Here is a 25357-nt window from a genome sequence, read left to right as displayed (position 1 = left end):
AACAGATGTTTGAACATTTGAGCAACCAAAATTTGGTTAAGCTATGCATAAGTTTTGTGATACTCTTTTTATTATCTGGGTGCGGGTGTATTAAGCCAGAAGATTCATCAGGCTTGCGTGAGAAATTGGATATAGTGTCAACAGAGCAGAAATGGGTTGATTCTGGAGTCTATATTTCGGATAAAATAAAAGTAACAGAGATTAATATAGTACCTAATAAGGTTAATTTTTGTTCGCAATATAAAGATTTTGCAATTGAACCTGGAGTAAGAAACGTTACATTACCGTTTGCGCTTAAAGCTGGCGATGCGATAAGCTTTAGTGTTGTTGGAAGTAAAATGTGTAAAAACAATAATGGCATGGTCACCTGCAAAAAAATTGACGAAAATTGCAGTGAAGGGGAAAAGGAGTATTTTTCACATGTTTTAAATCAAGAGAAGTGTCAAGGTGAAATATGTCCTAATAAATATGAAATAGGCAATGCACAATGGTTAAATGGAAAAGAGTACTGGTCTTCAGAATTAGATCAAAGTGAAAGAGAGGAAATTAGAAATGTCATCGACTCTATAAAACAGCAAGGGGAAAATGTAGACTGTAGCAAGCTTTCAGAGAGCAGTGCAAGTAAGATAGATACGCGCATTTTAAATTTACTCTGTGGACGTATATGTAAATTTTCTTTCGGCAGCGGAGAAAAAGGTTGCGTATATATTGAATACAATAGTATAGAAGGTGAGATATTCAATACTTTAAATTCTAGAGGTGAATCTGTTATTGCTGAAATTATTGATAACGTATTAAAGGAAAAACGGGTAAAAACTGACATTACACTATTACGTGTTCACATGGATAATGAGGAATTTGAACACATTCCAGGAGGCGGTATATGTATTAACTGTGATCATAAGATAGATCGTAACCATCCAAAATCAGAGTTAACTTTTAGTTTAGGTGATGGTAAGGGCAAGGGTGGTTTCAATATAAGAGTAACGAAGAACCATAGTCTAAAAAACAACTTATATATACATGTTTCTGATAAGTTTCCTGAGCACAATCCTGGTGAAATTCTGGGGGATATACCTGTGGATATCAGTGAAGTTCATAATACTGAGTATATGGAAAGATTAAAAGAAAAGCTAAAAGACAAGAGTGGCACTATATATTACGGAATAAGAGATCATGGCTGTGATTATAAGAAAAATGAGGGTCAGTTTAGTATTAACCTTACAACTAAAGAGCCACCTGTAAGAACTTTTAGTGCGATATATAATTTTTTTGATGAAAAAGTAAAAACTGCATTTTTCGGTTCTAGCTACAAAGACACTAACGCGATTCACTCTGATACTAGCCCTGTGAAGTCTCTTTATCAAAGTTTTGTAGCATCAAATAGAACAAATACCATCAGATCTACAATAGTGTCGTTATTAGTATTATATATAGTTTTATACACCCTTTATTACTTTTTTGGATTGTCTCATGCTTCTATATATGAATTTTTAATTATATGTGTAAAGATAGGAGTTATTACCCAATTGCTGAACGATAACAGTTGGAGTTTTTTTTATAACAATGCATTTTCTATTTTTGTTAATGCTCCAAAACAGTTAATAGAAATAGCAAATTTCAGAGGTACAACATCAAATGTTTTTGAATTTCTTGATTTACCGCTCAATAGGTTTTTATCAGCACACTCAGTGTTACTAATAGTATCTCTTATATTCTCCGGTCCTTTGGGTATTGTATCGTTTTGCTTGGTGATTTGGGGTTTGATAACAGTGAGCTTATCGATGTTTAACGCCTTATTTTCTTTTATCACATCTATAGCAATAGTTGCATTATTGCTTTCCTTGGCGCCTCTTTTTATTATTTGCCTTCTATTTGGATATACTAGACAGATGTTTCACAATTGGGTCAAAAATTTAGCAAGATTTGCAATTCATCCGGTAGTGCTTTTAATTTTTATATCATTAATAAGCCAGGTTATGGATTATATTGTGTATTCGGTCTTTAATTTTGAGGTCTGTCCTACATGTATACTTAATCTTAACTTAAAGATTTTTAATCCTTGTATTATTTATGGTTATGCTTCCAAACATGCACCTAATATCACCGCTATGATGGCTTTTGTGATTTTGGGACATGCTATGAAAGCTTTAGTTGAGGCATCTTCAACAATATCTGATTCGTTGTTTGGTGTTTATGTGGCAAGCGAACCAGGAAGGCAATATCAGCAAAGCTTAATGGGAACAGTAGGTTTAGATGAACAAAGTATCCAAAGAAGAGCAGGTCAGCAATCTGGTACACCAAGTCGAAGACCTCAAATACCACAATCAGCTCAAAGATCAGCACCTAAAATACCGACAAACACAGGAAATCAATGATGAGCAGAAAATCATTATTATTGATACTATGTCTTGTAATTACTGGCTGCACAATGGATTGTGTTGAACCTGGGCTGCAGAGCAGAAATACTAGTGTCAGTATAGATGTTCCAGTTCGTGAAGCTGGCGAAGGAGTTAAAATTCATTGGGTTGATTCTGGTCAAGTAATTAGCAAGGATGAGAAAATCAAATTTACTCTTGGTGGGTCAGTAAATTTTTGTCCTCTTAAAGAAGGGAAAAATCCAAAGAGAGTACTTGTGCCCGCTGTATTTTGTGCTAATGATTTAATACCAAATTACAGTAATAAGTTAACTGATAATGCTAGTCTTGATGAACGAGAAATATGTGGGGATATAGGCTTTGGAAATAATGAATTCTATAGCAATAGACGTTATGTAGATACTGGAATTAAAGCAAATCCTGGTGATAAGTTAAGCTTTAGCTTAGTTCCCAGAGAGATAACGATTGATTATGACAATCCACAAGGAAAAGGTATCAGTTTTGATGATAATTGCTATAGAACTGAAAAAGGGGATGAAAAAGATAGAGCTACAATAAGAGACATGCTAAACGGAGGAAAGTTCTTTTGTGGAGAAAGTGGTAAAAGAACTGTAGTAGAATTTCCGCCGCTGAATAAAGAAGAAATGAATAAAAGAAGAGTGCTAGTTGGCAATGGCTACACTCCATATGATAATAAGGTACATTTTAATAAGGATTATATTCAAAATTCATGGATAAATGGTGCGTTGTTAGATCTACGACGAACTAAAATAGGACTGAATGAATTATGTAATGGGAAAAGGTGTGATTTTAATGAGCTGAACAAATACAGTTCTTATGAACTTAATTGTTACTATCAGAATATATGTTACAACGCAAAAGGTATAGGGGAGAATTGCGTCTCTTCTATAAGGTATGAGAAGTATGATAAAGGAAATACATGTGACATGTATTCTCACCTTAAACGTATTGAGGATGAACTAAAAAAGATTGAAGAAAATAAGAGGGATTCTAAGCAGATTGACATTAATTTAATATCAAATTCTAAATTAAACTTCAAAGAGGACAGAGGAGATATTTCTTGGGCCGAAGCTCTTGTTGCAAAAATTGGCGATTTTGATGATCAGGATACTGCTAAAGGTATTCAATGTTTTCCAAATGAGAAAGGTGCGAAAGGAGATAATGTATGTTCACAGATTAATTATAAATTTGAAGATTACTCTCTGAGATTAAATCATGATTATAAAATAAAAGGTATAACACCTGGTAGTAGTGTGATGCTTGCTATAGCAAGTAATGGCAACTACCAACTTCATAGAGGTGGATATCATGTTGAAGTAACTAGATCATGTAACTTTGATGGTGGTAAAAAATTGTATGTGTACTTAGGTGATAATCCGCCAAGGGATCCATCTGCTCGAAAGACTAATGATTTCAAAAAAGTAAAGAGGTTGGATAAAATAACAGAGGATAATGTAGACTATTACATAATAGATGGAAGTCATTTGGTAAATGAAGAGTCTAAGAAAATATATTTTGGTATTAATGTAGAAAACGTAGAGAAAGATGATATTACGGACAAAGATAGCAAATATTATGAAGATAACAAATACACAGTAAATTTATTTTTAAAAAGAAAAATAAACGATTTTATTTCATCAACTGTAAACAAGATTTTTGATTTCATAACAGACGGGAGTGAAGACGGAATTAAAATTCCATATGAAGGATATAGAAAGGGGCTTCTACAAGGAATAAGAGCTTTGCTTATTCTATACGTTATATTTACTGTTGTTGGCTATATGCTTGGAACAATACAATTAAGTAAATTCGATTTTATTATAAGAATATTCAAAATAGCATTTATAGCTTTTGCTTTTAGTGATAGAAGTTGGGAATTCTTTGGTACAACTTTGTCTGGGCTTTTTGTTGAGGGTAGCATTTATTTAGTTGATAGTTTTTCTGGCTATATAGGAGAAGGAGGTAAAAAATTTGCATTCTTAGATTTAACAGCCGGAGTATTATTTACAGGAGAAACATGGCTGAAATTTTTATCTTTAATGCTATCAGGACCTTTTGGCTTTATTGCATTTTTGGCAATACTTTATGCTACTTTTGTGTTTTTAAGATGCATTATTAGTGCTACGTTTAAGTATGTAATATCTACTGTTTTAGTGGCATTTTTATTGTCATTGGCACCTTTATTTATCGTATTTATTCTATTTCAACAAACTAAAACATTATTTGATAATTGGATAAAAACGCTGGCTCATGTTTCATTGCAACCAGTCATTTTATTTTCATCCTTGTCTCTTTTAAACCAGTTAATGTATTCAGTTCTATACAACCTCACAAATTTTTCTGCATGCTATCAATGCTTAATTAGTGTAAATTTTTTATCGTATGATCTGTGTCTTATGAAATCAATATTACCTCTTGGGTATAGTCCTGGTACTAGTGTTGATGTTGCGCTCAGTACTGGAGAAAGGGCTGGTGGGCACTTTGCAGCATTACCTATAGATCTAATCCAGGCATTTATATATCTCATCATTGCTAGTGCAATGGAAGCTTTTGTTTCTATATCAGAAACTATGGCGCAGGCGTTGTTCAGCTCTGGTTATGGAGTTGCTCAAAGTGTTAGTCATATTTCTAGGAGCGCATCACAAGCTATGCTGTCAACTGTTGGCCTTGATGATAGAACCCAAAATATGATACATAACATCAAGCAGGGAATGAGTAAAGATCGTAGCAAAATTGAAGCTAAATTGCCTGATACACCAAAGCAAGCAGATGGGAAAGGGAGTGCTGGCAGAGAAATGAGCAAATCTGAAACACTAAGCCAGCCAGATAAGCAAAAGGATTCTGATAAAACAAAAGGACAAGTCAAGGAAGATTGATGAGATATATGGAGTAACTAATTAAAAAGATATTTGAAGTAAGGTTTTAGAAATTTATTCTGTATTGGAAAAAGTTTAGGTATGCAATCACGCTTAGGCAAATGTTGGTTTAGGTTATTAATTTTGGTAATCTGTGTTCTGGTTACAGGTTGTAGTAAGAATGATATGCCTTTTCCAAGATGTATATCTGCTGATTATTTTGGTCCTGAACCCATTGCAATTGGTGCTCATTTTCCAATCGGTCATGATGCGTTTTTTCCAGAAGGTGAAAGTGGAGAACCTATTGATCCTGAAACCGGAGAAATCAATTATGGTTTTCACCCTAATCAAGTAGTGAAGTGGAAGGATACCGGCCTTGAAACCAATGGAGATAGTTTAGTAGTACGAGTAAATGGTGCATGGACATCTTGGAGCAATAGTAATAAGAAGAAATCTCAAAGTAGTTATAGTTTGGAAAGTTTGGAGCAGTTAAAATATGCAACCAAATTTGAAAGAGGGAAAGGTGACAACAGTCTGCCTGACTTTCACTTAGTTTGTAATGATTATAAACCTAGCATACAAAAATTTTCAAGTAAGCCTAAAGAAAGTTGCACTGTAAAGTGCAAGTGCATTAATGAAGATGATAGCGCAAATACAGTATCACGTGGTGCTCCATGTTGGTTTACTAACGGCCATGGTGCTTATCTTTTATTTAAAAGGCCTAGCGATTCTAGTCCTAACGAAAATTTAAAATCCATGCGTAACCCTGAGTCTCCTACTGTACATCTAGGTTACAATTCCGTAGCGGAAGATGGAAGTGGGCTTTTTACTTTAGACAGAGATAACACCACATTACAGGACAGGAGTTGTAATACGGTGAGGTTAGAAAAAGGATGGAAAATATATGTAAAGATATTAGATAGATATTATCTAGATAATGCAGGTGGCTACTCTTTTGAATTTTTGAGCGGAGTGCAGAAACCAAGTAACTTTGGATTTTTTGATTACATTTATAACTATCTAAAATGTGTATTATTGATTAACGAAAATTGTAAAAAGCATTTTGATAGCAATGATCCTGCAGCTGCACAGGCGATGTTCGAAAATATAGCTGAAAAAAGTACGAGCTTTCACAATTTTGTTCTTTCCTTGCTTGTTCTATTTATAGTGATTTCATCGCTTCTTTATCTTTTTGGAATGATAAGAGAAACTAAGCATGATATGCTCATCAGAATGATGAAAATCACTCTAGTAATAGTGCTTATATCTCCTGGAAGTTTTAGATTTTTCTATGATCATTTTCTTGTTTTATTTGTTAAAGGTCTTGAACAATTGATAAGCATAATTACTAATTTTGCTCCCAACATGAACACCGGAGGTAATTCAAACGTTGCTCAAGGAAATGAAGCTAAATTGTTTAGCTTCATGGAGGATATGTTTAATAAGTTTTTTGCTTACTCTGTTTGGAAAAAGTTTGCAGCATTTTTACATTATCAAATGTGGGCAAGTCTCCTTATGATACCGGCAATTTTTATAGGGATTGTCTTATATTTCCTGCTGTGTATGTATGCTTACATAATATTCCTTTCTGGTTTTATGGGTATAGCTTTTCTTGTAGCTATAATGCCGCTATTCCTAATCTCTATTTTATTTTCACCACTGAAAAGTCTATTTGAGGGTTGGATAAAATTCTGTATTAGTTTCTGTTTGCAATCAATTATGATATTTACCCTGCTGTCATTACTTGCTGCGATGATAATGAATACCTTTTATAAACAGTTAGGCTTTACTGTGTGCTATAATAAATGGCTTGAAATAAAGTTATGTGCTCCAAAATGGGTATTTGGTGGTTTTTGTATAATTGATAAAGAATACTTTAGCTGGACTCCAGGGCAAATTTTTGTACCTTATGCTATTGGAGAGGCTTCTACATTGAACGTAGATAAGAATATAGAAGGTATAGAAAAACTAAGCAGAATAGGTGGTACAGTAAAGTTTACTGGTGGCGCTGGATATATCCCTCTTCCACCAGATTACATTAATAAAGGTTTTCGTTATATAGATTATCCTTTCTTTAATCCAATTCCTGGAACTAAAGATAATCCAGCAGACCACTATATTGCGGAAAGTGATATGATAGTTAGTAATGGCTGTAGTGCAAAAGATCTAGTACGCTTAACAAATAGTTTATCTCATGCATCAGAGAGGGCTGACATTATATTACTGATCAACAATATAGAGAAAAGGATAGGTGATGTTAGTGAAATAATAAAACGCTACTGTCAAGATATAAATAAATGCAATAGTTATAGGGAAATAATTAATGAAATAAGATCTTTAGTGCGGAGTGCGATAAAAAAACAAGGTTGTAGAATACTGAAACTTCATGATTTATATAAGGATCCCAACAGTGAATACTGTCAGAAATGTAAAGATTGTGAGGATTGCAAAAATTATAAAGAAAATAGTGATTACCAAAGGGTGCAAGACATACAGAGAGGTTATTTAATCAACGCAGGAGAGATCTTTGTATTGTTCTTGCTTTCGTTTTTGATGTTTTCTTTGAAGGAGTTTGTACAACAGATGGGCTCAAGCATTGCCGGTGGTGGGTTTGGTGTTTACAATATATCTAGTATGTATCAAGCATCACCTGTGACTGGTTTAATGCAGGGATTAAAACAACAGATGCAAGATAAAATTGGTGGAGGGCTAGAGTCTTTAGGTAATTGGGCTACTCATGTACCGGACAGATTAGCTGGAGGTACAGCTAATTTGCTAGGTAGAATACCAGGAGTTGGGGGTGTGCTGAAATATGCTATTAATGTGCCACGTAAGCTTGTAGGTGCTACTATTGAAGCAACAAAATTTGCAACATCACCTAAAAATGATGTTGATAAGCTTGAGGAAAAAATCTACAGGGCGTTTGGAATTGATAAAGAAGATATTGCACATAGAAGAATTGATAAATATTTAGAATATTATAAAGGATATGTAGGATCACATTTGGGCTATACAATAGAAGATGCTATGAAGTTTACTTGGGAACATGGTCTCGACTCTATAGGAATTAACCCTGCTACAGGAGAAAAGGATGGTTACCAGCATAATCTACTCTATAGAGCAAAAACATATAGACGGGAATTTCTTGAGAAGCTTCATGACTACACTATTGGCCGCAAGAGAGAACCAGAAGAAGATGAATCATCAAAAGAAAATAAGCCTAATCAATCAAATCGAAAATTAGGTACGGAACCAGAAACCCTAAAAAACACTACAGAAGCTATACGTGCCGGAGAAGATAGAGAGCGTCAAGATAATGAAAGGAATGAGAACATAGAGAATGATGAAGAATCGTAATTTCAAAGGGCTAAGTTATTATGGTCTTCAGCAAGACGAAGATGGTAATATCAAGTTAAACGATTACAATGATGTTTTAAATGCGCGCAGAGCGAGGGTAGATTTGTTACTAGATAGCACTAAGCAAGGTGATGTTAGTCTTTCAAAGCTAAATAAAGCTCTGAATGAGAGACTTATAGATGATAAAGGGCTATCGTCAGAATTTGACAAAGAAGACAAAGAAATTGCACAGAAGGAGCTTAAGATGTTCTCTATTTTAGACGATCTTGATAATCTTGCAAACATTGAAAGTGAAGATCTATTAGAGGTTAGTTTGTTACTATCAGATCTTAGTTTTATAGAGAGAAATATTGTGTTGAATGCCGATCAGAGTTCTGATCTAATAGGGTTCAAAAATCTATTTATAGAAAAAAAAGCATCTGGTGAGGAATATAGTGATGAAGAGTATCACAATTTCCTCGATAGTATAGAGAAAATCAATACTTTAATTAAGTTAGAGTTAGAAAGTAGAATTGAAGGGATGGGTCATGATGAAAAAAACAACCATGATGATTTACAAGACGAGATTGGTCGTGCAATCAGTATAGAAAATAAATCAAAGAAAAGCGATTGATCTTGCGTTCCTCCACAAGCAAACTTCTTTCTATTAGACTGCTGAAGCTATGTTGACATTAAATGTGTATTATAAATAATTAGTTAACTTCGAACTTGTTTTATATGTTACGTGTTATTGCGGGTAAATATCGTGGAAGAAAAATAACTACAGGCAAGAATTTAGCTGCACGGCCCACTATGAGTAGTGTCCGAGAAGCAATATTTAGTATACTTTCTTCAAGAAAACCTATTTATAACCTAAATGTACTTGATTTATTCTGCGGAAGTGGCTCTTTTTCATTTGAAGCACTTTCTCGAGGTGCTAAACATGCATTCATGGTAGATTCAGATTATTACAATTTGCAACTGCCTAAAAAAACAGCAGAAGATTTTGGAATTACGAACGATATCACGTTAATTTGTTGCAATGCTAACGGATTACCAAGACCTATTTCAAAGTGCGATATAGTTTTTATGGACCCACCTTATAATATCAATCTGGTTAACTCAACTTTAGACGAGTTAGCTCACTCAGGCTGGTTAAATGATAATGCGTTAATAATTCTAGAAATGAGGAAAAATGAAGGTTTTGAGTGCAATAAAAACTTCAATATAATTGTGGAGCGTACCTACGGTATTGCAAAAATAATTTTTCTTTCTTCACTCACTTGAATTTCTTTTGTAAACATCTATAGCTAAGCTAAGTAAGATTTTTCCGAGGACTGAAAGAAAAAATCAATTCGTTTTGGTGGGAATACGGTGTGTAACAGCAAATCAATACGAGTTGATATACTAGAAGAAGCAGTATGGAAAGAAATGAAGATGGTACTCAAAGAACCAGAGGCAATGACTAAGGAATATCAGCTCAGACTCGTAAAACATGAAAGTACGCAAGCAAAGGATTAACTTGAAAAGCGTGCAAGTAAAATAGAACAAGGTATAGAAAAATTAGCTTATGTATATGCAAGGGGTCATATAACGAAGGAAAAGTATGACTTAGAAGTTGAGAGCATGGAAAAGGAGTTAAAGGAATCAGAGATCAAAGGGAAGAAGCTATCGATGAAAAGAGTCTACAGAGAGAATTAGATTTTATCACAAACAGTGTAGAAAGTTTTTCCTCTGAGAGAGCTTAATCAAGCAGACTATGAAACTAAACTTGATATAATAAGAAAGTTAGTTCAACGCATTGAAATTGACGATGATAACGTACATATAGTGTTTCGATTGAAAGAACTTACTCTCGAAAGGCAAAAAAAAGTGTTCAACATTGTATCGGGATGCCAGTGTCAGCTACTTGCATGACATCCTCTTGCTTCTATAGGTGTCTTTATCTCGTCTACTTTATTTTGCCACACAGATACAATGGTTTCACATGCACTTGGTAGGCTATCTATTTTGACAAAGAAGGACTACCAACACCTTCAGCGTTTGCATCACTAAACTTACTTGCTACTTTATCAATAGTCCAAACGAGTGGCGTAACAACGAGCGCAGCAGCCCAAATAACAGCACTAACAACATAACTCAAAACTGTGTTAACAAACTGAGCTAATGCACTACTATGGACACGTGCCTTACCTGACAACATGGATGAATAATCTATCAACGATTTTGTACTGTACTTAAGATCACAACCATCTGTTACTTTCGCTAACCCTTTTGCCGGCCAATATGATAGATACGCCAATGCTAGATATAAAGGTTGTAGGGCTATATTAGCTAATGTATAAGTAGTAAGATAAGTCAGAGAATGACACCTCAAACTACCAAAAGCTACATTTTTCACTGGCTCAATAACACTATTAATATAATAAACGGACTTATAGAAACTATTTTGTGGAACTTCGTTACCTTCAACGCTTTTTCTAGGAATATCTCCGAACTTAGCATATCTACTAAAATTCTTGAATAAACTTGACATATTACCCCTCTAAAAATAAAAAATAATTACCTTGTCAGTATAGTTCATTTTAGAATAACTGCAATAAACATCTTACAAATTATGTGTTGCGCAAAAGCACATATTAACATACCATCGAAAATAAAGAGGTCAGCATGAGTTTTACTTTACCTGAGTTGCCATATGATAAAGCAGCTTTAGAACCTTACATATCTGCAAATACATTGAATTTTCATTATGATAAGCACCATAAGGGATATTTAAATAAACTCAACGAACTGGTTGAAAACACAGATTATCAACATATGGAAATTGAGGAATTAGTAACGAAAGTTCATGGAAATAATAATACAGTTCCTATTTTTAACAATGCAGCACAAGTTTGGAATCACACTTTTTATTGGAATTCAATGAAAAAAAATGGTGGTGGTAAACCTAAAGATGATGGTCTTCTAGCAAAAAAAATTCAAGATGATATTGGTGGCTTTGACAAATTTTGTGAAGAATTTTCAAATTATGGAGTAAGCCAATTTGGTAGTGGATGGGTGTGGTTAGTGCTTGAAAAAGGAAAACTCAAAATCACTAAAACTCCAAATGCGGATCTACCGCTAATTTATGGCCAAGTGCCACTACTTACTATGGATGTATGGGAGCATGCATACTATTTGGATTGCCAAAATCGCAGAATTGACTACATAAAAGTTTTTCTTGATCATTTGATCAATTGGGATTTTGTAGAAGAGAATTTAAAGAAGAATATATAAGATGAATATACCACAAGTAACAAAACTAGATAATGGTCTGCGCATAATAACTGAGCGAGTGCATGAAGTTGATTCCGTAGCTTTAAATATACGAGTTGGTGTTGGCAGTAGAGCTGAAAGTGCAAGTCAAAATGGAATATCTCATTTCCTAGAGCACATGGCTTTCAAAGGAACAAAGACAAGAACTGCTTTTGAAATTGCAAAAGCTTTTGACGATATAGGTGGAGCCTTCAATGCCTGCACCGGTAGAGAAAGCACCAGTTATTATGCAAAGGTTCTTAAAAAAGATATAAAAACTGGCATTGATATATTAATAGATATATTAATGAATTCTACATTTCCAGAGGATGAATTGGAACGCGAAAAGGGTGTTGTAATACAAGAGATTTTTCAAACCAATGATTCACCAAGTGATATCATTTTTGATAAGTATTTTGAAGCAGCTTATAAAGATCAACCATTTGGTAGATCAATCCTGGGCACGCAAGATACTGTCAAATCTTTTACTCGAGAAGATCTGAATAACTACATAAAGGAGCATTACTTTGGCGGAAATATGATATTTGCTGCTGCAGGAAATGTTGAGCATGAGGAAGTTGTTCAATTAATCAAAGACTTTCTCTCAAAGATTCATTCAAAAGAGCTGAAAAAAAGCCAGAATGCAGGTTATACCAGTGGTGAGTATCGAGAGCATCGTAAATTAGATCAGGTGCACTTGTTAATTGGGCTACCTAGTGTTTCTCGTGATGATAATAAATATCACACATTTAAAGTGCTTGATTCTATACTGGGAAGTGGCATGTCATCACGCCTGTTTCAGGAAGTAAGAGAAAAGCAGGGTCTTGCTTACTCCATTTACTCATTCAACTCTAGCTATGCTGATACGGGAATGCTTTCGATTTTTGCTGGTACAGATAGTAGTAATCTAGATAAGCTTTTAAAATCCATAACGACAGAGCTAAAGAAATTGTCTACAGATGATTTAAAGGAAGAAGAAGTAAATAGAGTAAAAGAACGAGTAAAATCTCAAATTTTAATGTCACGCGAAAGTGTTAGCTCACGTGCTGAAACATTAGGACACTACTACGGTAACTATAATAAATACATCAGTAAAAATGAATTAATAGAAAAAATTAGTGCTGTTACTATTTACGATATAAAAAAAGCAGCAGAAGAATTGCTATCTCAGCATGAAAGAATTACTTTAGCTGCGATTGGAGAAATTAATTCATTGCCAAGTTACGATAAAGTGGTTTCTATGCTTAGTGTACTTTAATTATGTTGCTTATGCTCACTAAAAAGTTCAATGAATGGTTGCAAAATCCTTTCTATAAAAAGTTTGCTTTCTGGTTCATCGCATATACCACTAAATATATAATGTACTGTCAAGTTTTTAAAGAAGATTAAAAAATGCAACGCACATGTGCAAAATATGAACTAGGTATATAATTCACAATGCAGCGGTATTTCACTAATCCAATTATTTTTTTCCTGATCTAGCCTATCATTCAATATTGCTTGTCTTATTGATTCCATCAACTTATTCATGAAGAAAACATTGTGAATGGTAACGAGTGTATAAGCCAGCAACTCTTTAGCTTTCAGTAGATGGTGTATATAGGCTCTTGAATGTTTTCTGCAAGTAAAGCACAAACAGTCATTTTCAATTGGGTTATCATCTAGTTCGAATCGTTGATTTCGCAAATTAATATGCTCTTTACGCTTTGAAGAAATAGAATCTCTGTTTTTTACTTTAACAAGCGCGCCACCATGTCTTGCGAGGCGAGTTGGATGCACGCAATCAAATGTATCAACTCCAAGCTCTACTCCACGAAAAATGTCTACAATTCCACCAATACCAAGCAAATGAGTAGGCCTATCTTTTTTTAAATGTTCCATAGTAAAGGAAACTACATCATACATCTGCTCTTTACTTTGACCAAGTGATCCACCTATTGCTTGACCAAAAAATGGCAAATCGTTGATAAAATCACAACTTTCTCTACGCAAATCTTGATACACTCCGCCTTGACTAATTCCATAAAGCACCTGTTTGCCATTATTATTTTTTTCAAATTCATTTAAAGAACGTTCAGCCCATCTATGGCTCATGAGCATCGATTTCCTTGTGTACTCCTTGCTGACGTGAAATGGAGTACATTCATCTAAAACTAAGATTAAATCTGCACCTAATTTTTGTTGAATTTGTATCGACTTTTCAGGAGTTAGACAATAAGTTTTACCATTTATGTAAGAACGAAAAATTGCTCCATCCTCGTTAATTTTGATCAGAGTTTTTTGTTTCTGTCTTACTCCCTTTATCTCTTCTGAAACTGATCCGTGTCCTAAACTAAATATCTGGTATCCACCAGAATCAGTGAGCATTGGCCCACTCCATCCCATCATCTTGTGCAAGCCACCAAGCTTTGCCACAGTATCCTCTCCCGGTTGGAGCATTAGGTGATAGGTGTTGGAAAGTATTATCTGAGTACCTGCTTCTCTGATTCTCTCGATATCTGCAGCTTTAATAGCAGCTTTGGTTGCACAAAATATAAATGCTGGTGTTTCTATACTTCCATTTGGAGTTTTGATCGTTCCAACTCTTGCAGAACCTGATTGCTTAGTTATCCTAAACGAGAACTTTTCCATCTATTTACTTGAAAGTTCTGCTATGATATTTTCCACTTTTTCAGGAGTGAGGTTTTCATAAAAGTCATTATTGATCTGCACCACAGGGGCATTAACGCATGCACCAAGACATTCAACTTCCTTTAAAGTAAATAGATTATCTTTAGTAGTTTCACCGATATTGATTCCTAGTTTCTTTTTAAAGGTATTTAACACTTCTTCGCTATTGCACAACCAGCAAGGAGTTGTTCTACAAATTTGTATGAGATATTTACCTACTGGTTTTAAATTATACATGGTATAAAAATTTGCCACTTCATACACGCGAATATGTGGAATATGAAGCATGTCAGCAACGTAGCGCATGGCAGATTCAGGAACCCATCCGCATTGTTCTTGAACCAGGTATAGTAAAGGCATGACGGCACTACCTTCTCTACCTTTAGGATACATCTCTATAGACTTTTTCGCTTTTCTGAGGTTGTCTGATGTAAAACTAAACTGCTCTTCTTTCTCTTTCATCTAATAAAGTTCGTGTAAATCTCAACAAATTATACTTGAAGAGTTAACAATTGCAATTGTTGGTTTTTTGAGCTCTACAATATTATATCTGTAGAGTGGGCGCATTCAATTTGTGAATTCTTTACTGCTACTCATTTTCCATATTTCGCTTTGCAGATTATAAAGGTATTAATTTCTTAATTTTAGTTAAAATTTTATTGACGTTACATATAGAAATAATCATAATAGCGTTTTATTAAAATTTTAAATATAATTATGTCTATATTAAGTAGATTATTTAGAGTTAATACAACTACACTGAAAGTTAAAGAAGCGATAGGTTTTAACCCAGTAAACGTAGGGTTGATTGAAGGAAATGGAGTTACTTATGGACTCAGCTATCAAGATAACGGCAATGGAAGCAGTAGAGTAAAGTTACTTATTAGTCCATTATATCAATCGAAAACATACGAGTGTGATACATGTGTCAACGTAGCAAATGAATTCAAGGGCCAATTATCTCCCACACTAATAGAAAATTCAGCTGAAGTAGATAAAGTTGGAGTTATTTTTCCTACAGAAGAAACTAACAAAGAAAGAAAGTGCATCAAAGGCTTAACATTCAACACTTACGAAATCAAGCATTCAACTAATGCTCCCTTAGTTGAATACGTAGGAAAAGTAAAATTATACAAGAACATTGATATAAATAATCTTGCAAATGAAGACAATAGTTACTTTCAACCAAAAGCAGTAAAAGTTGATCATGGTAATATTGTTGTAATTGCTCATAACTTAAAGGATCAAGCTTTAGTTTCTTGGTATTTACAATCAGACACGAATGGAAAATTTAAGATTCTGCGTGAAAAAAACGGTCTTACAGAAAGAAAATTATTCAAATTTGATAATCCAGGGCAATTAGTACTAGATGAAAATACGATGCTTTATGCACAGATGAGCAAAGAGATTATTGGGAAGCCAGAAGTAAGAACAAATATCTTTAAATTCGACTTGATTGACGTGGCTCAGAAGCTGAAAGATAGAAAAGAAGATGAATGTTTGCTTAAGAAAAATTGTCAAATAGATAAAGCATCATCTACTATCTATAATCCAGGAAAAATAAACTTTTTACAGTATGTAAGACGAACTGAAGGTGATGATTTAGTTGCTTTTCTTGCGAAAAAACAATCTTCTAATACGCAAGAATTGCATTTAGCAAGGCTTGCTAAGAGAGGACCAAAATCAAATTTTACTGTTTGTGAATGTGAAGATCCTATAGAACAATTGTATGTTAAAGACAATGGTCAAGGAGGTTTTATCGTCACTGCGGTAAGTGGAGAGAGTATTATAACTTTTAATAGAGAGAGCTCTGGAAAATCTTCTGAAGCAACGATAATACCGACAAGCAGTATCAAAGCTCTCAGTGATTTTGTTAATATCATTAACGGCCAATTGATGCCTAGTATTATTTCCAGCAGTACTGTGGCTCCTATAACTGTTACAGAGACGGTTGTGACTTCTAAGAAAACGACGACTGCTGCAATTACTAGCACAACAGAAACCGACACTGTAAAGACTACCAAATTAACAACAGAAGCATCAACTATCATTGTACCAACTTCCACAATGAGTAAATCTTCAACAGAGTCAACAACTCAGGCAAGTACAGTAACAGTGGAGTCAACAACAGTAGCATCAACTACCACTGCACCTACTTCTACAACGAGTAGGCCTTCAACAGAGTCAACAATTCAAACAAGTACAGTAACAGTGGGGCCAACAACAGTAGCAAAAACAACTACTACTCCACAAGCGACCACAGTTGCTACAACGTCAACTAGTGTGCCTTCGGAAACTGAGACAAGTACTGTAAAATCTACAGCAGCGACTGTTGAGTCAACTTTTACAGCAAGCAGTACTACGATGAGTAAGCCTTTAACAGAATTAACAACTAAGATGAGTTCTCTAATTGCATAAAAGTCAACAATAATTTTTTGTATCATGAAAAATATTTTTTGATGTAAAATTCAGCTCTAATACAACCTTTTATTTATTATTGTATTATCTTATTCAATCAAAAGAGGTTTTATTGGCAATAAAAACATCAACACTAATTTCCAATTAATCTCTTTTAAACTATGTAGCCAATGAATATGTGGATAAATACGTCCACACAAACTTAAAGTATTTATCCACATATTCATTAAGCTTATAAAAACTAAGGTATCATTCTTTTCCTCTATAGTCTTAATGATTTTACATAAGTTAAAAGTAGCATGCTTCCATTGTTCTCTCCGCGGTCTAATATGGCTAATTCATATTGTAGCCAAGCCGCACTATACTTGTTAGGCGGAAGTGGACGGCAACATGTACGCCACGAAGTCTATGCTTCAACTTATCCTCTTGCTTATCCCTTCCATCGGCATTGCTATCTTTACTTTCAGTAAAATTATTGTTTTATACTTCTTTAGTGTTTATTGATAGCAAAACTCTTTTCTATCGATTAGCATCTTATGCATAATCACGGCTAATTTTCTTGCTACTGCAACAATTGCTTTTTTCATGCCCTTTTTCTTTTTAAGCTTCAATCCCCAGCTTCTTAATTTAAATGTCCTTTTACATTTTACCAGTAAGACCTGCGCGGCTTCATATAACATATTCCTACAGTCCACTGGTCCCATTTTTGATATACTTCCGTGTCGATCAATCTCACCAGAAGCGTACTGTCTTGGACTTAATCCCATATAGGCTCCAACTGTATAAGATGTTTCAAACCTATGCAGATCATCTATTGCAGCTTTATATGTCATTGCTACTATAATACCAACTCCTGGAACAGTAGTTAATAATTTACAATCCTCATCTTTTTTGCTTTGTTCTGAGAGCATTTTATCAAGTTTTCTTATTGATTCTTCTATTATTTCTAAACTATGTACTAATGATTCAATTGAGGTTTGGCTAATTTCATCTAGATTATTAACCATTTCTTGCACTTTTAAAGCAAAGTTTGCAGAACTAAGACGTTGATTAACTTTTATCCCGTATATTTTCAGTAATCCCCTTATTGTTCCCGCAATTTGCTCTCTGCAACGTATTAATTGTCTTCTGCTTCCAAGTATTATTTTAACCTGACAAGCTTCGTCTGATTTTACTAATACCTCCTTAAATAGCCCAACTCTCATCATTTGTGCTATGCCTCTTGCATCATTTTTATCATTCTTATTGATTCTCGCAGATAATGCTGCTGCCATATGCCTTGCATCTACACAAGTTACTGGTAATCCAAGATTCCTCAACTCTTTGCACATCGATATTGATAATTGCCCGCTTTCTATTCCTATGGACTCGTATTTTTTGTTTTGACCAAGCAGAAACTCAGCTATTGCACTGCTTTCACTTGCAACAACCCCTTCTTTAACAATTTTTCCTTTCTCATCAATGATACTAATAAAAGTTTCTTTGAGTGAGACATCTAACCCGCTATAATGTTTCATGAGACTACTCCTACTGTAAAAGTTTAAATTATTCTTGAAGAACTAATTCATTGAATTTGTTACTTCGTGCTAAAATAATGGAGTATGTCTCTCCATCATTCAATAGCAATTACAGTATGTACGTCATCAGAACCAACAACAGTAGCTGAAACTATTGCGACCTCACAAGCGACTATGATTACTACAATGCCAACTAATGTGACAACAACAAACTCAGAGGCAACTATACAAACAGTGTCCACTATATCAAATACTGGAACAAAGGTAACAACTCCTTTGTTCACTACAACTTTACTTCCTCAAACTACTCCTTCACCACAGCCCGCTCAGCTTGCTATAGAGTCTAATAGGGCAGGAATGATAGGTGGGTCTTTAGTTGGAGCGATAATAAGTATTGCTGGAATTATAGGATTCATAACATACAAATATGTTAAGGGTCGTAATTCTGCCCCTGTGTTAGAACTAACTAATTTCAATGATAGAAGGCGATCATCTTCAAGTGGCAATAGCGATGAAGAAATTTTTATCGCTAATAACAGAATGAGACATATATCTATGCGAACTATGGATCAATCTGAAACAGTGCTAAACAGTATATCGGTGGAGAGTAGTAGTCGGTCAAGAAGTAGCTCATCGTCTTCAAGCGGTGGACCAGGATCTTGACTGACTGAGCTAGAGTCTAAAAGTGAAAAAAGCTTATCTTGGGATAGCGATGATGTACCGGAATATCACCTTTAGCTATTTGTCTGAATGTTTTTAGTATGTAGACTGTTAGGAAATTTTCTTTTGCTTTTATGATTTTAATGTTAAAGTATAATTCCTAGGTGCAATAAGTAGCTGCTGTTGTGTGATAAACACAGCAGAGGAAAGTCCGAGCTCCAAGAAAAGGTAGTGACGGGTAACGCCCGCCGGAGGTAACTCCAGTTATAGGGCTACAGAAAATTACCGCCTAAATATTATTAGGTAAGGGTGAAAAGGTGTGGTAAGAGCACACCATAACAATGGCAACATTGGTAGTCAAGTAACCAACACTAGGAGCAAGATTAAATAGAAGTAGATTTTATGTTTTTCTCATATCTACTCGGGTAAATCGCACGAAGTAAATGGTAACATTTACTCCAGATAAATAGCTACATAAACAGAACTCGGCTTATATTTCACCTAGGCAATGCATGAATGTCAGCCATACTATGTAAATGTATCAAACATTTCACATACCCTGTACGCTCAATTTGACCACCTATATTCCTTTTACTTCTTGGCTTATCTCTTTATTTTATTTCCTTTTGAACTTAACAAAGCTTGAATTTTAACCGAGCTTTTCCTTTAACTAGTCATTCTCTATCTCTAAAGCCTTACTTTCTTACCTATAACTTTTTAGCTCCGCTTCCAACTTTTCTATCTTTTGTTGCAAATCTTTGTAAAGTTCTAAAAGACTGACCACGTTACCTCACTTTTAGGATTAGTTTTTATCTTACTAAATCTACCTTTTCGCTTCTTCAATCAACAAGTAAATAAAGCATTTCATGCGCTGTCCTTGACTTGTTCTGCTTGATAGTCACTACTGCTTTCGCTTATATTAACACTAGAGTATTCTTCATCGTCAACATACTCTTTTAGAACATATCCTCTACCCCAAACGGTTTCTATGTGGCTTATTCCGTCATTTGCACTTTCAAGTTTTTTACGTAATTTACACATAAAAACATCAACTATTTTGTTGTCTGAAGGTTCGTCCAAGCCATTGTAAAGATGGTTTAAAAACATTTCTTTTGTCAACACTGCTCCTTTACGCAATGCCAGCAATTCTATCATGGAATACTCTTTGTTAGTAAGGTGAACTGTTTTGCCTTTTACCTCAACAATCCTGTGATCAAAATTGATATTCATATTACCAATCTTTATCACTGATTCGGGATGGCCTTTAGTACGTCGTACTATGGCCTTAATTCGAGCTAATAATTCGCTCTTGTGAAATGGCTTGGTTAAGTAATCGTCGGCACCATACCCAAGTCCTTTAGCTTTATGGTTGGCAGCGGAGATACACGAAAGTATTAAAACAGGAACTTTGATTTTTGCACTTCTTAATCTTAACAGTATATCATATCCATCAATATCACCAGGCAGGTGTATATCTAGAATAACTAGATCGTAACAGTCTCCACCCGAGGAAACCATATTATTGTTATAATCTTGTGCAGAAGTAACAACGTCGCAAAAATGTCCATCAGAAGTTAAGGCATTAACTACAGTCCTTGCACTTACTTGATCATCTTCAATTAATAATATACGCATATTTTACACCCCATAAATAATTTATAATTTTAGTAATATATATAACCAAGGAAAGTAACAAATCAAATTTTTATTAATGAATAATAGAAATTACACTTATTAATTAATAGTTAATGTGTCGTTCCAAAATTATACAAATAGATCTAAAATACAATAGATATACTATAATAATACTATTTTTAGTAAATATTGAATAGAAGCTATTTTTATTAAAAGAATACTTAGGTTAATAGATATTTAAACTATTTTATACTTTTATGTTATATTTTTAATTTACTTATTCTACAGTTTTAAATTATAAGTAATACTTTCAGGAATATTGAGTGGTAATATCAGTTTTAGGTGCTGGCGCATGGGGTACAGCAATTGCGATTTCATTAAGTGGTAAGAAAAATGTAATTTTGTGGACTCGCAATAAGGCCATATTTGAATCAATTAAAGAGAAAAGAGAAAGTGACAAGCTACCTGATTGTCCAATTTCTGATAATGTATCAGTAAAATTAGCTATTGAAGATGCAGTGAATGCTTCAGTAATAATTCTAGCTGTTCCCACTCAGTCTCTAAGGGAGATATGTCATCAATTGAATGATTGTAACCTAAAAAAAAATGTAGCAATAATTTTGGCTTGTAAGGGAATAGAAAAATCTACATTAAAATTACCTAGTGAAGTAGTCAATGAAGTTTTACCTAATAATCCTCTTGCTGTTTTTTCTGGTCCTAGCTTTGCTATAGAAGTTGCAAGAAAATTACCATATTCGATGGTTCTTGCATGTCAAAATGAAGTATTAGGTTTAAAATTAGTATCAGAGCTACAGCAAGAAAATATTAAATTGTACCTTAGTAGCGATGTTATAGGAATACAGGTTTGTGCAGCGTTAAAGAATGTTTTTGCTATAGCATGTGGGGTTGTTCTAGGTAGGTTTGGGTTTAATGCTCATGCAGCATTAATTACGAAAAGTATGAGTGAAATTAAGGCTTTATACTCAGCAAAAGTTGGTGACGGCAATGTAGATATAAATACACTACTTGGACCAGCATGCTTAGGCGATTTGGTTGTGACATGCACATCATTAAATTCAAGAAATCTATCTTTTGGATCTAAAGTAGCTAATAGTAATGGTTCTAGTGCTCAGCAGATTTTATCAGAAGGTAAGTCGGTAATTGAAGGTTTTAACACTGCTAAGTCTGCATTTGATTTAGCAGAAAAGCTAAAGATAAAAATGCCCATATGTGAAGCGATCTATAGATTGCTATATGAAAATACTTCTATAGAAGATACTATTTCTGTTCTTGTAAATTAGTTTTATATTTCGGTATATTGTGAAATTTTTATATAAATTAATATCAACATGGTGGCTATCTGGCACGGTAAAACACATGCCAGGTACTATAGGCAGCTTGGCTGCTTACCCAATTGTTCCTATATTACTCAATGACAGAATTTTAGGTACAGCAATTATTTTTTTTTTATTCTTAGTTGGATTATGGTCTACAGGCAATTATATACAACATTACAAAGCTCCGCATGATCCAAAAGAGGTAGTAATTGATGAAGTAGTTGGTCAATTGCTGACAGTACTTCTAGTTTCAATATTATTAGAACAAGAAATGAATAGCTCTGTATTGTTGGTGTGCTTTTTCTCCTTTAGGTTTTTTGATATAATAAAAGTGTGGCCTATAAATTTGATTGATAAAAATACAAAAGGTCCTTTAGGTATTATGCTAGATGATGTTGTAGCTGCAATTTTAGCCTTTGTTTTTATAGGAGCCTTTTATTGTTTATTGTTGGTTTATGCAGAATAAAAAAATTTGTTATTCAAGCTTAATTATTCAGAACCTAAAGGATTATATACTTTATGCAACGAATTTGTCCAAGTGGGAAATACATGACGAATTTGATAATGTTATATTTACAGTAAATGGTACCAGAGAATCGTTATTTAATTTTGTGTTTTGTGAAGATCAATGTACTGAGCTTTCCATATGCAGAACTCTAGATTATCTCAAAGCACGAAATATAGAAGCAACATGGATAATAAGTCCACGTATAAAAATAGGGGGTATTTTAGAAAAATGCGAAATAAAACACGTTAGCACACCAAAAAAAGTTTTACTCAATATAAAAGATTATTTTTTGCCTGATGATGCTGTTCCAAATTTGAAGTTCAATGTTGTAAATAGTAGTGAGCTCTTAGAGCAATTAGATTTACACACTTCTAAAATTTTTTATCATAGAATTAGTATTGTTAGCACATTTTTTCGCCAATTATCGAATTATGATGATAAGAGCTCAAGGTTAAGATTTTTTCTTGTAATGCTAAATAACGAAATTGTTGGAACATGCGGTCTTTATATTCAAGACAGCATAGCTGGTTTTTATAGCGATGGAGTTTTACCAATTTACAGGGGTCGTGGAATAGGAACTCAAATGGTTCTAGAAAGAATAAAGATAGCTAGGCAATTTGAGTGCAAATACATAGTAGCACATTGCATGAAACCTTCTGTAAACCTTTATAAGAGATTAGGCTTTAGGGTATTGGGCAATCTTCACTTATATACCTCTTCAGTACAATCTCTTTGCTGAGAGGTTACAAATTTTTATATTTGTTTTAGAATACTATGTTTTTTTTGTATGAAATAGTTTTACTACTAATTCTAGTATTCTTCTTTTTCTCATATTCTAAATTAAAAATTAGTAATAAAATTAAGGACTTACAACATCAAAATGTTATCATAAATAATTTAATAGATACTGTGAATGATGGATTTTATATTTGGGACGCAAAAAAACGTATAGAAAAATTTTCTCCCAATTTACTAATTTTGCTTAATACTGTTTTTTATTCATTTAATGAGTTTGTAAATTTTTTTGAGCAATCAGAAAGCTTAATTAAAAGTTTTGCTGAGGCAAAGGAAATAAATAAATCTTTTACTCTAGATTTAAAGTCAAAAGACAGTGAGGTTTATTGCACATGTTATGGTAAAAGCATAATAGATTATTCTAATAATGTGATTGGTGTGTTGTTATGGATAAGGAATATCTCCGATTATAAGATAAAAGCTAATGAACTTGAGTTAGAAAATAGTAAGCTTATGCGAGAATTGGAGAACTATAAAAAAATTTTTGACTCTTTACCATTTCCAATACTGAAGTACAATAAGAATAAAAAAGTAAGGTTTTATAACTTATTTTATGATAAATATATAGGGAGCTCTAAAAAATTTACTGTTGCAAGTGGCTCCTATAACGTAAAACCAGGAGAGTGTGTAATAACTTACAAGAACGAACCTAAGGTTTTTAATTTTGTTGAAGTTCCAATGCAAAATTCTAATAGCATAGTAATGTATGGAAAAGATATTAGTGATGAAAAAAAATTACATACTGAGCTAAGCAATTGTTTAGCTGCACAAGAAAGTTTGCTTGAGAAGCTATCGATTGCTGTAGCGATATATAGTAAGAATCAAAAGCTAAAATTTTATAATAATGCTTTTATAAAAACTTTTCAGTTTGATCCAAAATTTTTGGAGTCTTATCCAACTTATCACGAGATTATGCTTCACCTATTTGAATCTAAAAAGCTTTTAGGAAAAAAGGATTTTCAAACTATTAATAATCAAAGACATGAGTTGTTTAAAAGATTACTGGAATCATATGGTGAAACAATACATTTCATGAATGGAAGAACGTTTAGAGTATTAACAATACCCTATGCTTCAGAGGGTCTACTATTTTCTTACGAAGAGTGCCAGAAATAACACTCAAATTCCTTCTCTCTCTACCATAAGCTGTTTTACTTTCGCTATCGCTTTTGCTGGGTTAAGCCCTTTCGGGCAGGTTTTTGTACAATTCATTATTGTATGACAACGATACAACTTAAATGGGTCGTTTAAAGAAGCAAGTCTTTCTTCTTTCTTATTATCACGACTGTCAGCAATCCATCTATAAGCTTGCAGTAATACCGCTGGCCCTAAAAATTTATCACCATTCCACCAATAGCTTGGGCAACCAGTCGAACAGCAAGCACATAGTATACAATCAGACAGACCATCCAATTTTTTTCTATCTTCAGGAGATTGAAAGTATTCTTTATTTTGTAAGGCAGATTTATCTGTTTGTAACCAAGGTTTAATCGATTTGTATTGCTCATAAAATTGGCTTAGATCTGGAACTAGATCCTTTACTATATACATATGAGGTAGTGGATATATTTTTACTTCACCTTTTATATCATGTATAGATTTAGTGCATGCAAGAGTGTTGGTACCATCAATATTCATTGCACAAGATCCGCATATTCCTTCTCTGCAAGAGCGTCTAAAAGTTAAGGTTGAATCTATTTCATCCTTTATTTTTATTAATGCATCAAGTACCATAGGGCCACAATTATCCATATCGATAAAAAATGTGTCTATTCTTGGATTTTTATCATCATCAGCAGACCAACGATAAATTTGAAATCTTCTAATATTTTTTGCTCCAGTAGGAGTAGGATAAACCTTGCCCTTTTTATTAACTTTAGAATTTTTTGGTAAAGAAAACTGAACCATATTGCTTACCTTTTACAGCTAA

At 33.8% G+C, this 25357-nt stretch carries 20 protein-coding genes and 1 other RNA gene; 15 read left to right on the top strand and 6 right to left on the bottom strand.

Translation table 11 applies throughout. The annotated features are described in order from the left end of the window. The first annotated feature begins 5 nt into the window (after window positions 1-5). The 6 genes from AAHF52_RS03455 to AAHF52_RS03430 all read left to right on the top strand — a co-directional run bounded on the left by AAHF52_RS03455 (window position 6) and on the right by AAHF52_RS03430 (window position 10111). The gene (locus AAHF52_RS03455) at window positions 6-2378 is read left to right on the top strand and encodes a type IV secretion system protein (RefSeq protein WP_342068369.1); all 2373 of its coding nucleotides are present in this window, start codon (window positions 6-8) and stop codon (window positions 2376-2378) included. Then, window positions 2375-5275 (top strand): type IV secretion system protein, encoded by a 2901-nt coding sequence (locus AAHF52_RS03450; protein WP_052264800.1) that lies wholly within the window; start codon window positions 2375-2377, stop codon window positions 5273-5275. The genes AAHF52_RS03455 and AAHF52_RS03450 overlap by 4 nt, the downstream gene beginning before the upstream one ends. An 81-nt stretch (window positions 5276-5356) precedes the next feature. After that, window positions 5357-8611, top strand: coding sequence for a type IV secretion system protein (locus AAHF52_RS03445; protein ID WP_214303239.1), 3255 nt, complete (start codon window positions 5357-5359; stop codon window positions 8609-8611). After that, the gene (locus AAHF52_RS03440; RefSeq protein ID WP_012481862.1) at window positions 8595-9224 is read left to right on the top strand and encodes a hypothetical protein; all 630 of its coding nucleotides are present in this window, start codon (window positions 8595-8597) and stop codon (window positions 9222-9224) included. Before AAHF52_RS03445 ends, AAHF52_RS03440 begins: the two co-directional genes overlap by 17 nt. 104 nt (window positions 9225-9328) lie before the next feature. Next, window positions 9329-9877, top strand: coding sequence for a 16S rRNA (guanine(966)-N(2))-methyltransferase RsmD (gene rsmD / locus AAHF52_RS03435; protein ID WP_007302024.1), 549 nt, complete (start codon window positions 9329-9331; stop codon window positions 9875-9877). 87 nt (window positions 9878-9964) lie between these two features. After that, a complete protein-coding gene (locus tag AAHF52_RS03430) occupies window positions 9965-10111 on the top strand; it encodes a hypothetical protein (protein WP_164819305.1) in 147 nt (48 codons plus the stop codon). A gap of 484 nt (window positions 10112-10595) precedes the next feature. Here AAHF52_RS03430 and AAHF52_RS03425 read toward each other — a convergent pair whose 3' ends face one another. Further along, the gene (locus AAHF52_RS03425) at window positions 10596-11126 is read right to left on the bottom strand and encodes a hypothetical protein (RefSeq protein WP_214303240.1); all 531 of its coding nucleotides are present in this window, start codon (window positions 11124-11126) and stop codon (window positions 10596-10598) included. A gap of 134 nt (window positions 11127-11260) precedes the next feature. On the opposite strand from AAHF52_RS03425, the gene AAHF52_RS03420 reads away from it, so the two are divergent. Together AAHF52_RS03420 and AAHF52_RS03415 are read left to right on the top strand one after the other, a co-directional pair. After that, window positions 11261-11869, top strand: coding sequence for a superoxide dismutase (locus AAHF52_RS03420; RefSeq protein WP_213863989.1), 609 nt, complete (start codon window positions 11261-11263; stop codon window positions 11867-11869). Between the two features lies 1 nt (window position 11870). Continuing rightward, on the top strand, window positions 11871-13145 hold the full coding sequence (locus AAHF52_RS03415) for a M16 family metallopeptidase (protein ID WP_264376600.1): 1275 nt from the start codon (window positions 11871-11873) through the stop codon (window positions 13143-13145). Window positions 13146-13306: 161 nt separating this feature from the next. Here the strand turns inward: AAHF52_RS03415 and tgt are convergent, their stop codons facing one another. Both tgt and nuoE read right to left on the bottom strand, forming a co-directional pair. Next, window positions 13307-14518 carry a tRNA guanosine(34) transglycosylase Tgt gene (tgt, locus tag AAHF52_RS03410; RefSeq protein ID WP_264376599.1) on the bottom strand — a complete coding sequence of 404 codons (1212 nt, stop codon included), beginning with the start codon at window positions 14516-14518 and terminating at the stop codon, window positions 13307-13309. Beyond that, window positions 14519-15019: an NADH-quinone oxidoreductase subunit NuoE gene (nuoE, locus tag AAHF52_RS03405; RefSeq protein ID WP_007302017.1), complete on the bottom strand. Its 501-nt coding sequence runs from the start codon at window positions 15017-15019 to the stop codon at window positions 14519-14521. A 255-nt stretch (window positions 15020-15274) separates the two neighbouring features. On the opposite strand from nuoE, the gene AAHF52_RS03400 reads away from it, so the two are divergent. Then, window positions 15275-16975, top strand: coding sequence for a hypothetical protein (locus AAHF52_RS03400; RefSeq protein ID WP_264376598.1), 1701 nt, complete (start codon window positions 15275-15277; stop codon window positions 16973-16975). A gap of 497 nt (window positions 16976-17472) precedes the next feature. Here the strand turns inward: AAHF52_RS03400 and AAHF52_RS03395 are convergent, their stop codons facing one another. Beyond that, the gene (locus AAHF52_RS03395; protein WP_214303242.1) at window positions 17473-18492 is read right to left on the bottom strand and encodes an IS110 family transposase; all 1020 of its coding nucleotides are present in this window, start codon (window positions 18490-18492) and stop codon (window positions 17473-17475) included. Window positions 18493-18576: 84 nt separating this feature from the next. Between AAHF52_RS03395 and AAHF52_RS03390 the strand changes: the two genes are divergently transcribed. Both AAHF52_RS03390 and rnpB read left to right on the top strand, forming a co-directional pair. After that, entirely contained in the window at window positions 18577-19155 is a 579-nt protein-coding gene (locus AAHF52_RS03390; RefSeq protein WP_262986303.1) for a hypothetical protein, read from the top strand. A gap of 157 nt (window positions 19156-19312) precedes the next feature. Continuing rightward, window positions 19313-19661, top strand: an RNA gene (gene rnpB, locus AAHF52_RS03385) — RNase P RNA component class A. A 355-nt stretch (window positions 19662-20016) separates the two neighbouring features. Here the strand turns inward: rnpB and AAHF52_RS03380 are convergent. Beyond that, complete coding sequence (locus AAHF52_RS03380) at window positions 20017-20787, bottom strand: response regulator transcription factor (protein ID WP_007302014.1); 771 nt, start codon at window positions 20785-20787, stop codon at window positions 20017-20019. A gap of 323 nt (window positions 20788-21110) precedes the next feature. Between AAHF52_RS03380 and AAHF52_RS03375 the strand changes: the two genes are divergently transcribed. The 4 genes from AAHF52_RS03375 to AAHF52_RS03360 are packed head-to-tail and all read left to right on the top strand — an operon-like array spanning window position 21111 to window position 24543. Continuing rightward, on the top strand, window positions 21111-22088 hold the full coding sequence (locus AAHF52_RS03375) for an NAD(P)H-dependent glycerol-3-phosphate dehydrogenase (RefSeq protein ID WP_007302013.1): 978 nt from the start codon (window positions 21111-21113) through the stop codon (window positions 22086-22088). A 19-nt stretch (window positions 22089-22107) separates the two neighbouring features. Beyond that, window positions 22108-22590 (top strand): phosphatidylglycerophosphatase A, encoded by a 483-nt coding sequence (locus AAHF52_RS03370; protein WP_029237689.1) that lies wholly within the window; start codon window positions 22108-22110, stop codon window positions 22588-22590. After that, window positions 22580-23371, top strand: a complete 792-nt coding sequence (locus tag AAHF52_RS03365; RefSeq protein WP_064085647.1) for a GNAT family N-acetyltransferase — start codon at window positions 22580-22582, stop codon at window positions 23369-23371. The genes AAHF52_RS03370 and AAHF52_RS03365 overlap by 11 nt, the downstream gene beginning before the upstream one ends. Before the next feature lie 35 nt (window positions 23372-23406). Beyond that, a complete protein-coding gene (locus AAHF52_RS03360; RefSeq protein ID WP_052264787.1) occupies window positions 23407-24543 on the top strand; it encodes a hypothetical protein in 1137 nt (378 codons plus the stop codon). A 3-nt stretch (window positions 24544-24546) separates the two neighbouring features. On the opposite strand, the gene AAHF52_RS03355 is transcribed toward AAHF52_RS03360, so the two are convergent. Beyond that, window positions 24547-25335 (bottom strand): succinate dehydrogenase iron-sulfur subunit, encoded by a 789-nt coding sequence (locus AAHF52_RS03355; protein ID WP_019236657.1) that lies wholly within the window; start codon window positions 25333-25335, stop codon window positions 24547-24549. Between the last annotated feature and the right edge of the window lie 22 nt (window positions 25336-25357).

It is taken from the genome of Wolbachia endosymbiont (group B) of Melanargia galathea (assembly GCF_964030625.1).
Taxonomy (GTDB): Bacteria; Pseudomonadota; Alphaproteobacteria; order Rickettsiales; family Anaplasmataceae; genus Wolbachia.
The sequence above is the reverse complement of the archived record's forward strand: the minus strand, read 5'-3'. Positions and strand labels throughout refer to the sequence as shown.

What these genes read in the sequence shown, in the direction of transcription:
- AAHF52_RS03455 (WP_342068369.1), top strand. Translation starts at nt 6, where the DNA reads ATGTTTGAACATTTGAGCAACCAAAATTTGGTTAAGCTATGCATAAGT.
- AAHF52_RS03450 (WP_052264800.1), top strand. Translation starts at nt 2,375, where the DNA reads ATGATGAGCAGAAAATCATTATTATTGATACTATGTCTTGTAATTACT.
- AAHF52_RS03445 (WP_214303239.1), top strand. Translation starts at nt 5,357, where the DNA reads ATGCAATCACGCTTAGGCAAATGTTGGTTTAGGTTATTAATTTTGGTA.
- AAHF52_RS03440 (WP_012481862.1), top strand. Translation starts at nt 8,595, where the DNA reads ATGATGAAGAATCGTAATTTCAAAGGGCTAAGTTATTATGGTCTTCAG.
- rsmD (WP_007302024.1), top strand. Translation starts at nt 9,329, where the DNA reads ATGTTACGTGTTATTGCGGGTAAATATCGTGGAAGAAAAATAACTACA.
- AAHF52_RS03425 (WP_214303240.1), bottom strand. Translation starts at nt 11,126, where the DNA reads ATGTCAAGTTTATTCAAGAATTTTAGTAGATATGCTAAGTTCGGAGAT.
- AAHF52_RS03420 (WP_213863989.1), top strand. Translation starts at nt 11,261, where the DNA reads ATGAGTTTTACTTTACCTGAGTTGCCATATGATAAAGCAGCTTTAGAA.
- AAHF52_RS03415 (WP_264376600.1), top strand. Translation starts at nt 11,871, where the DNA reads ATGAATATACCACAAGTAACAAAACTAGATAATGGTCTGCGCATAATA.
- tgt (WP_264376599.1), bottom strand. Translation starts at nt 14,518, where the DNA reads ATGGAAAAGTTCTCGTTTAGGATAACTAAGCAATCAGGTTCTGCAAGA.
- nuoE (WP_007302017.1), bottom strand. Translation starts at nt 15,019, where the DNA reads ATGAAAGAGAAAGAAGAGCAGTTTAGTTTTACATCAGACAACCTCAGA.
- AAHF52_RS03400 (WP_264376598.1), top strand. Translation starts at nt 15,275, where the DNA reads ATGTCTATATTAAGTAGATTATTTAGAGTTAATACAACTACACTGAAA.
- AAHF52_RS03395 (WP_214303242.1), bottom strand. Translation starts at nt 18,492, where the DNA reads ATGAAACATTATAGCGGGTTAGATGTCTCACTCAAAGAAACTTTTATT.
- AAHF52_RS03390 (WP_262986303.1), top strand. Translation starts at nt 18,577, where the DNA reads ATGTCTCTCCATCATTCAATAGCAATTACAGTATGTACGTCATCAGAA.
- AAHF52_RS03380 (WP_007302014.1), bottom strand. Translation starts at nt 20,787, where the DNA reads ATGCGTATATTATTAATTGAAGATGATCAAGTAAGTGCAAGGACTGTA.
- AAHF52_RS03365 (WP_064085647.1), top strand. Translation starts at nt 22,580, where the DNA reads ATGCAGAATAAAAAAATTTGTTATTCAAGCTTAATTATTCAGAACCTA.
- AAHF52_RS03360 (WP_052264787.1), top strand. Translation starts at nt 23,407, where the DNA reads ATGTTTTTTTTGTATGAAATAGTTTTACTACTAATTCTAGTATTCTTC.
- AAHF52_RS03355 (WP_019236657.1), bottom strand. Translation starts at nt 25,335, where the DNA reads ATGGTTCAGTTTTCTTTACCAAAAAATTCTAAAGTTAATAAAAAGGGC.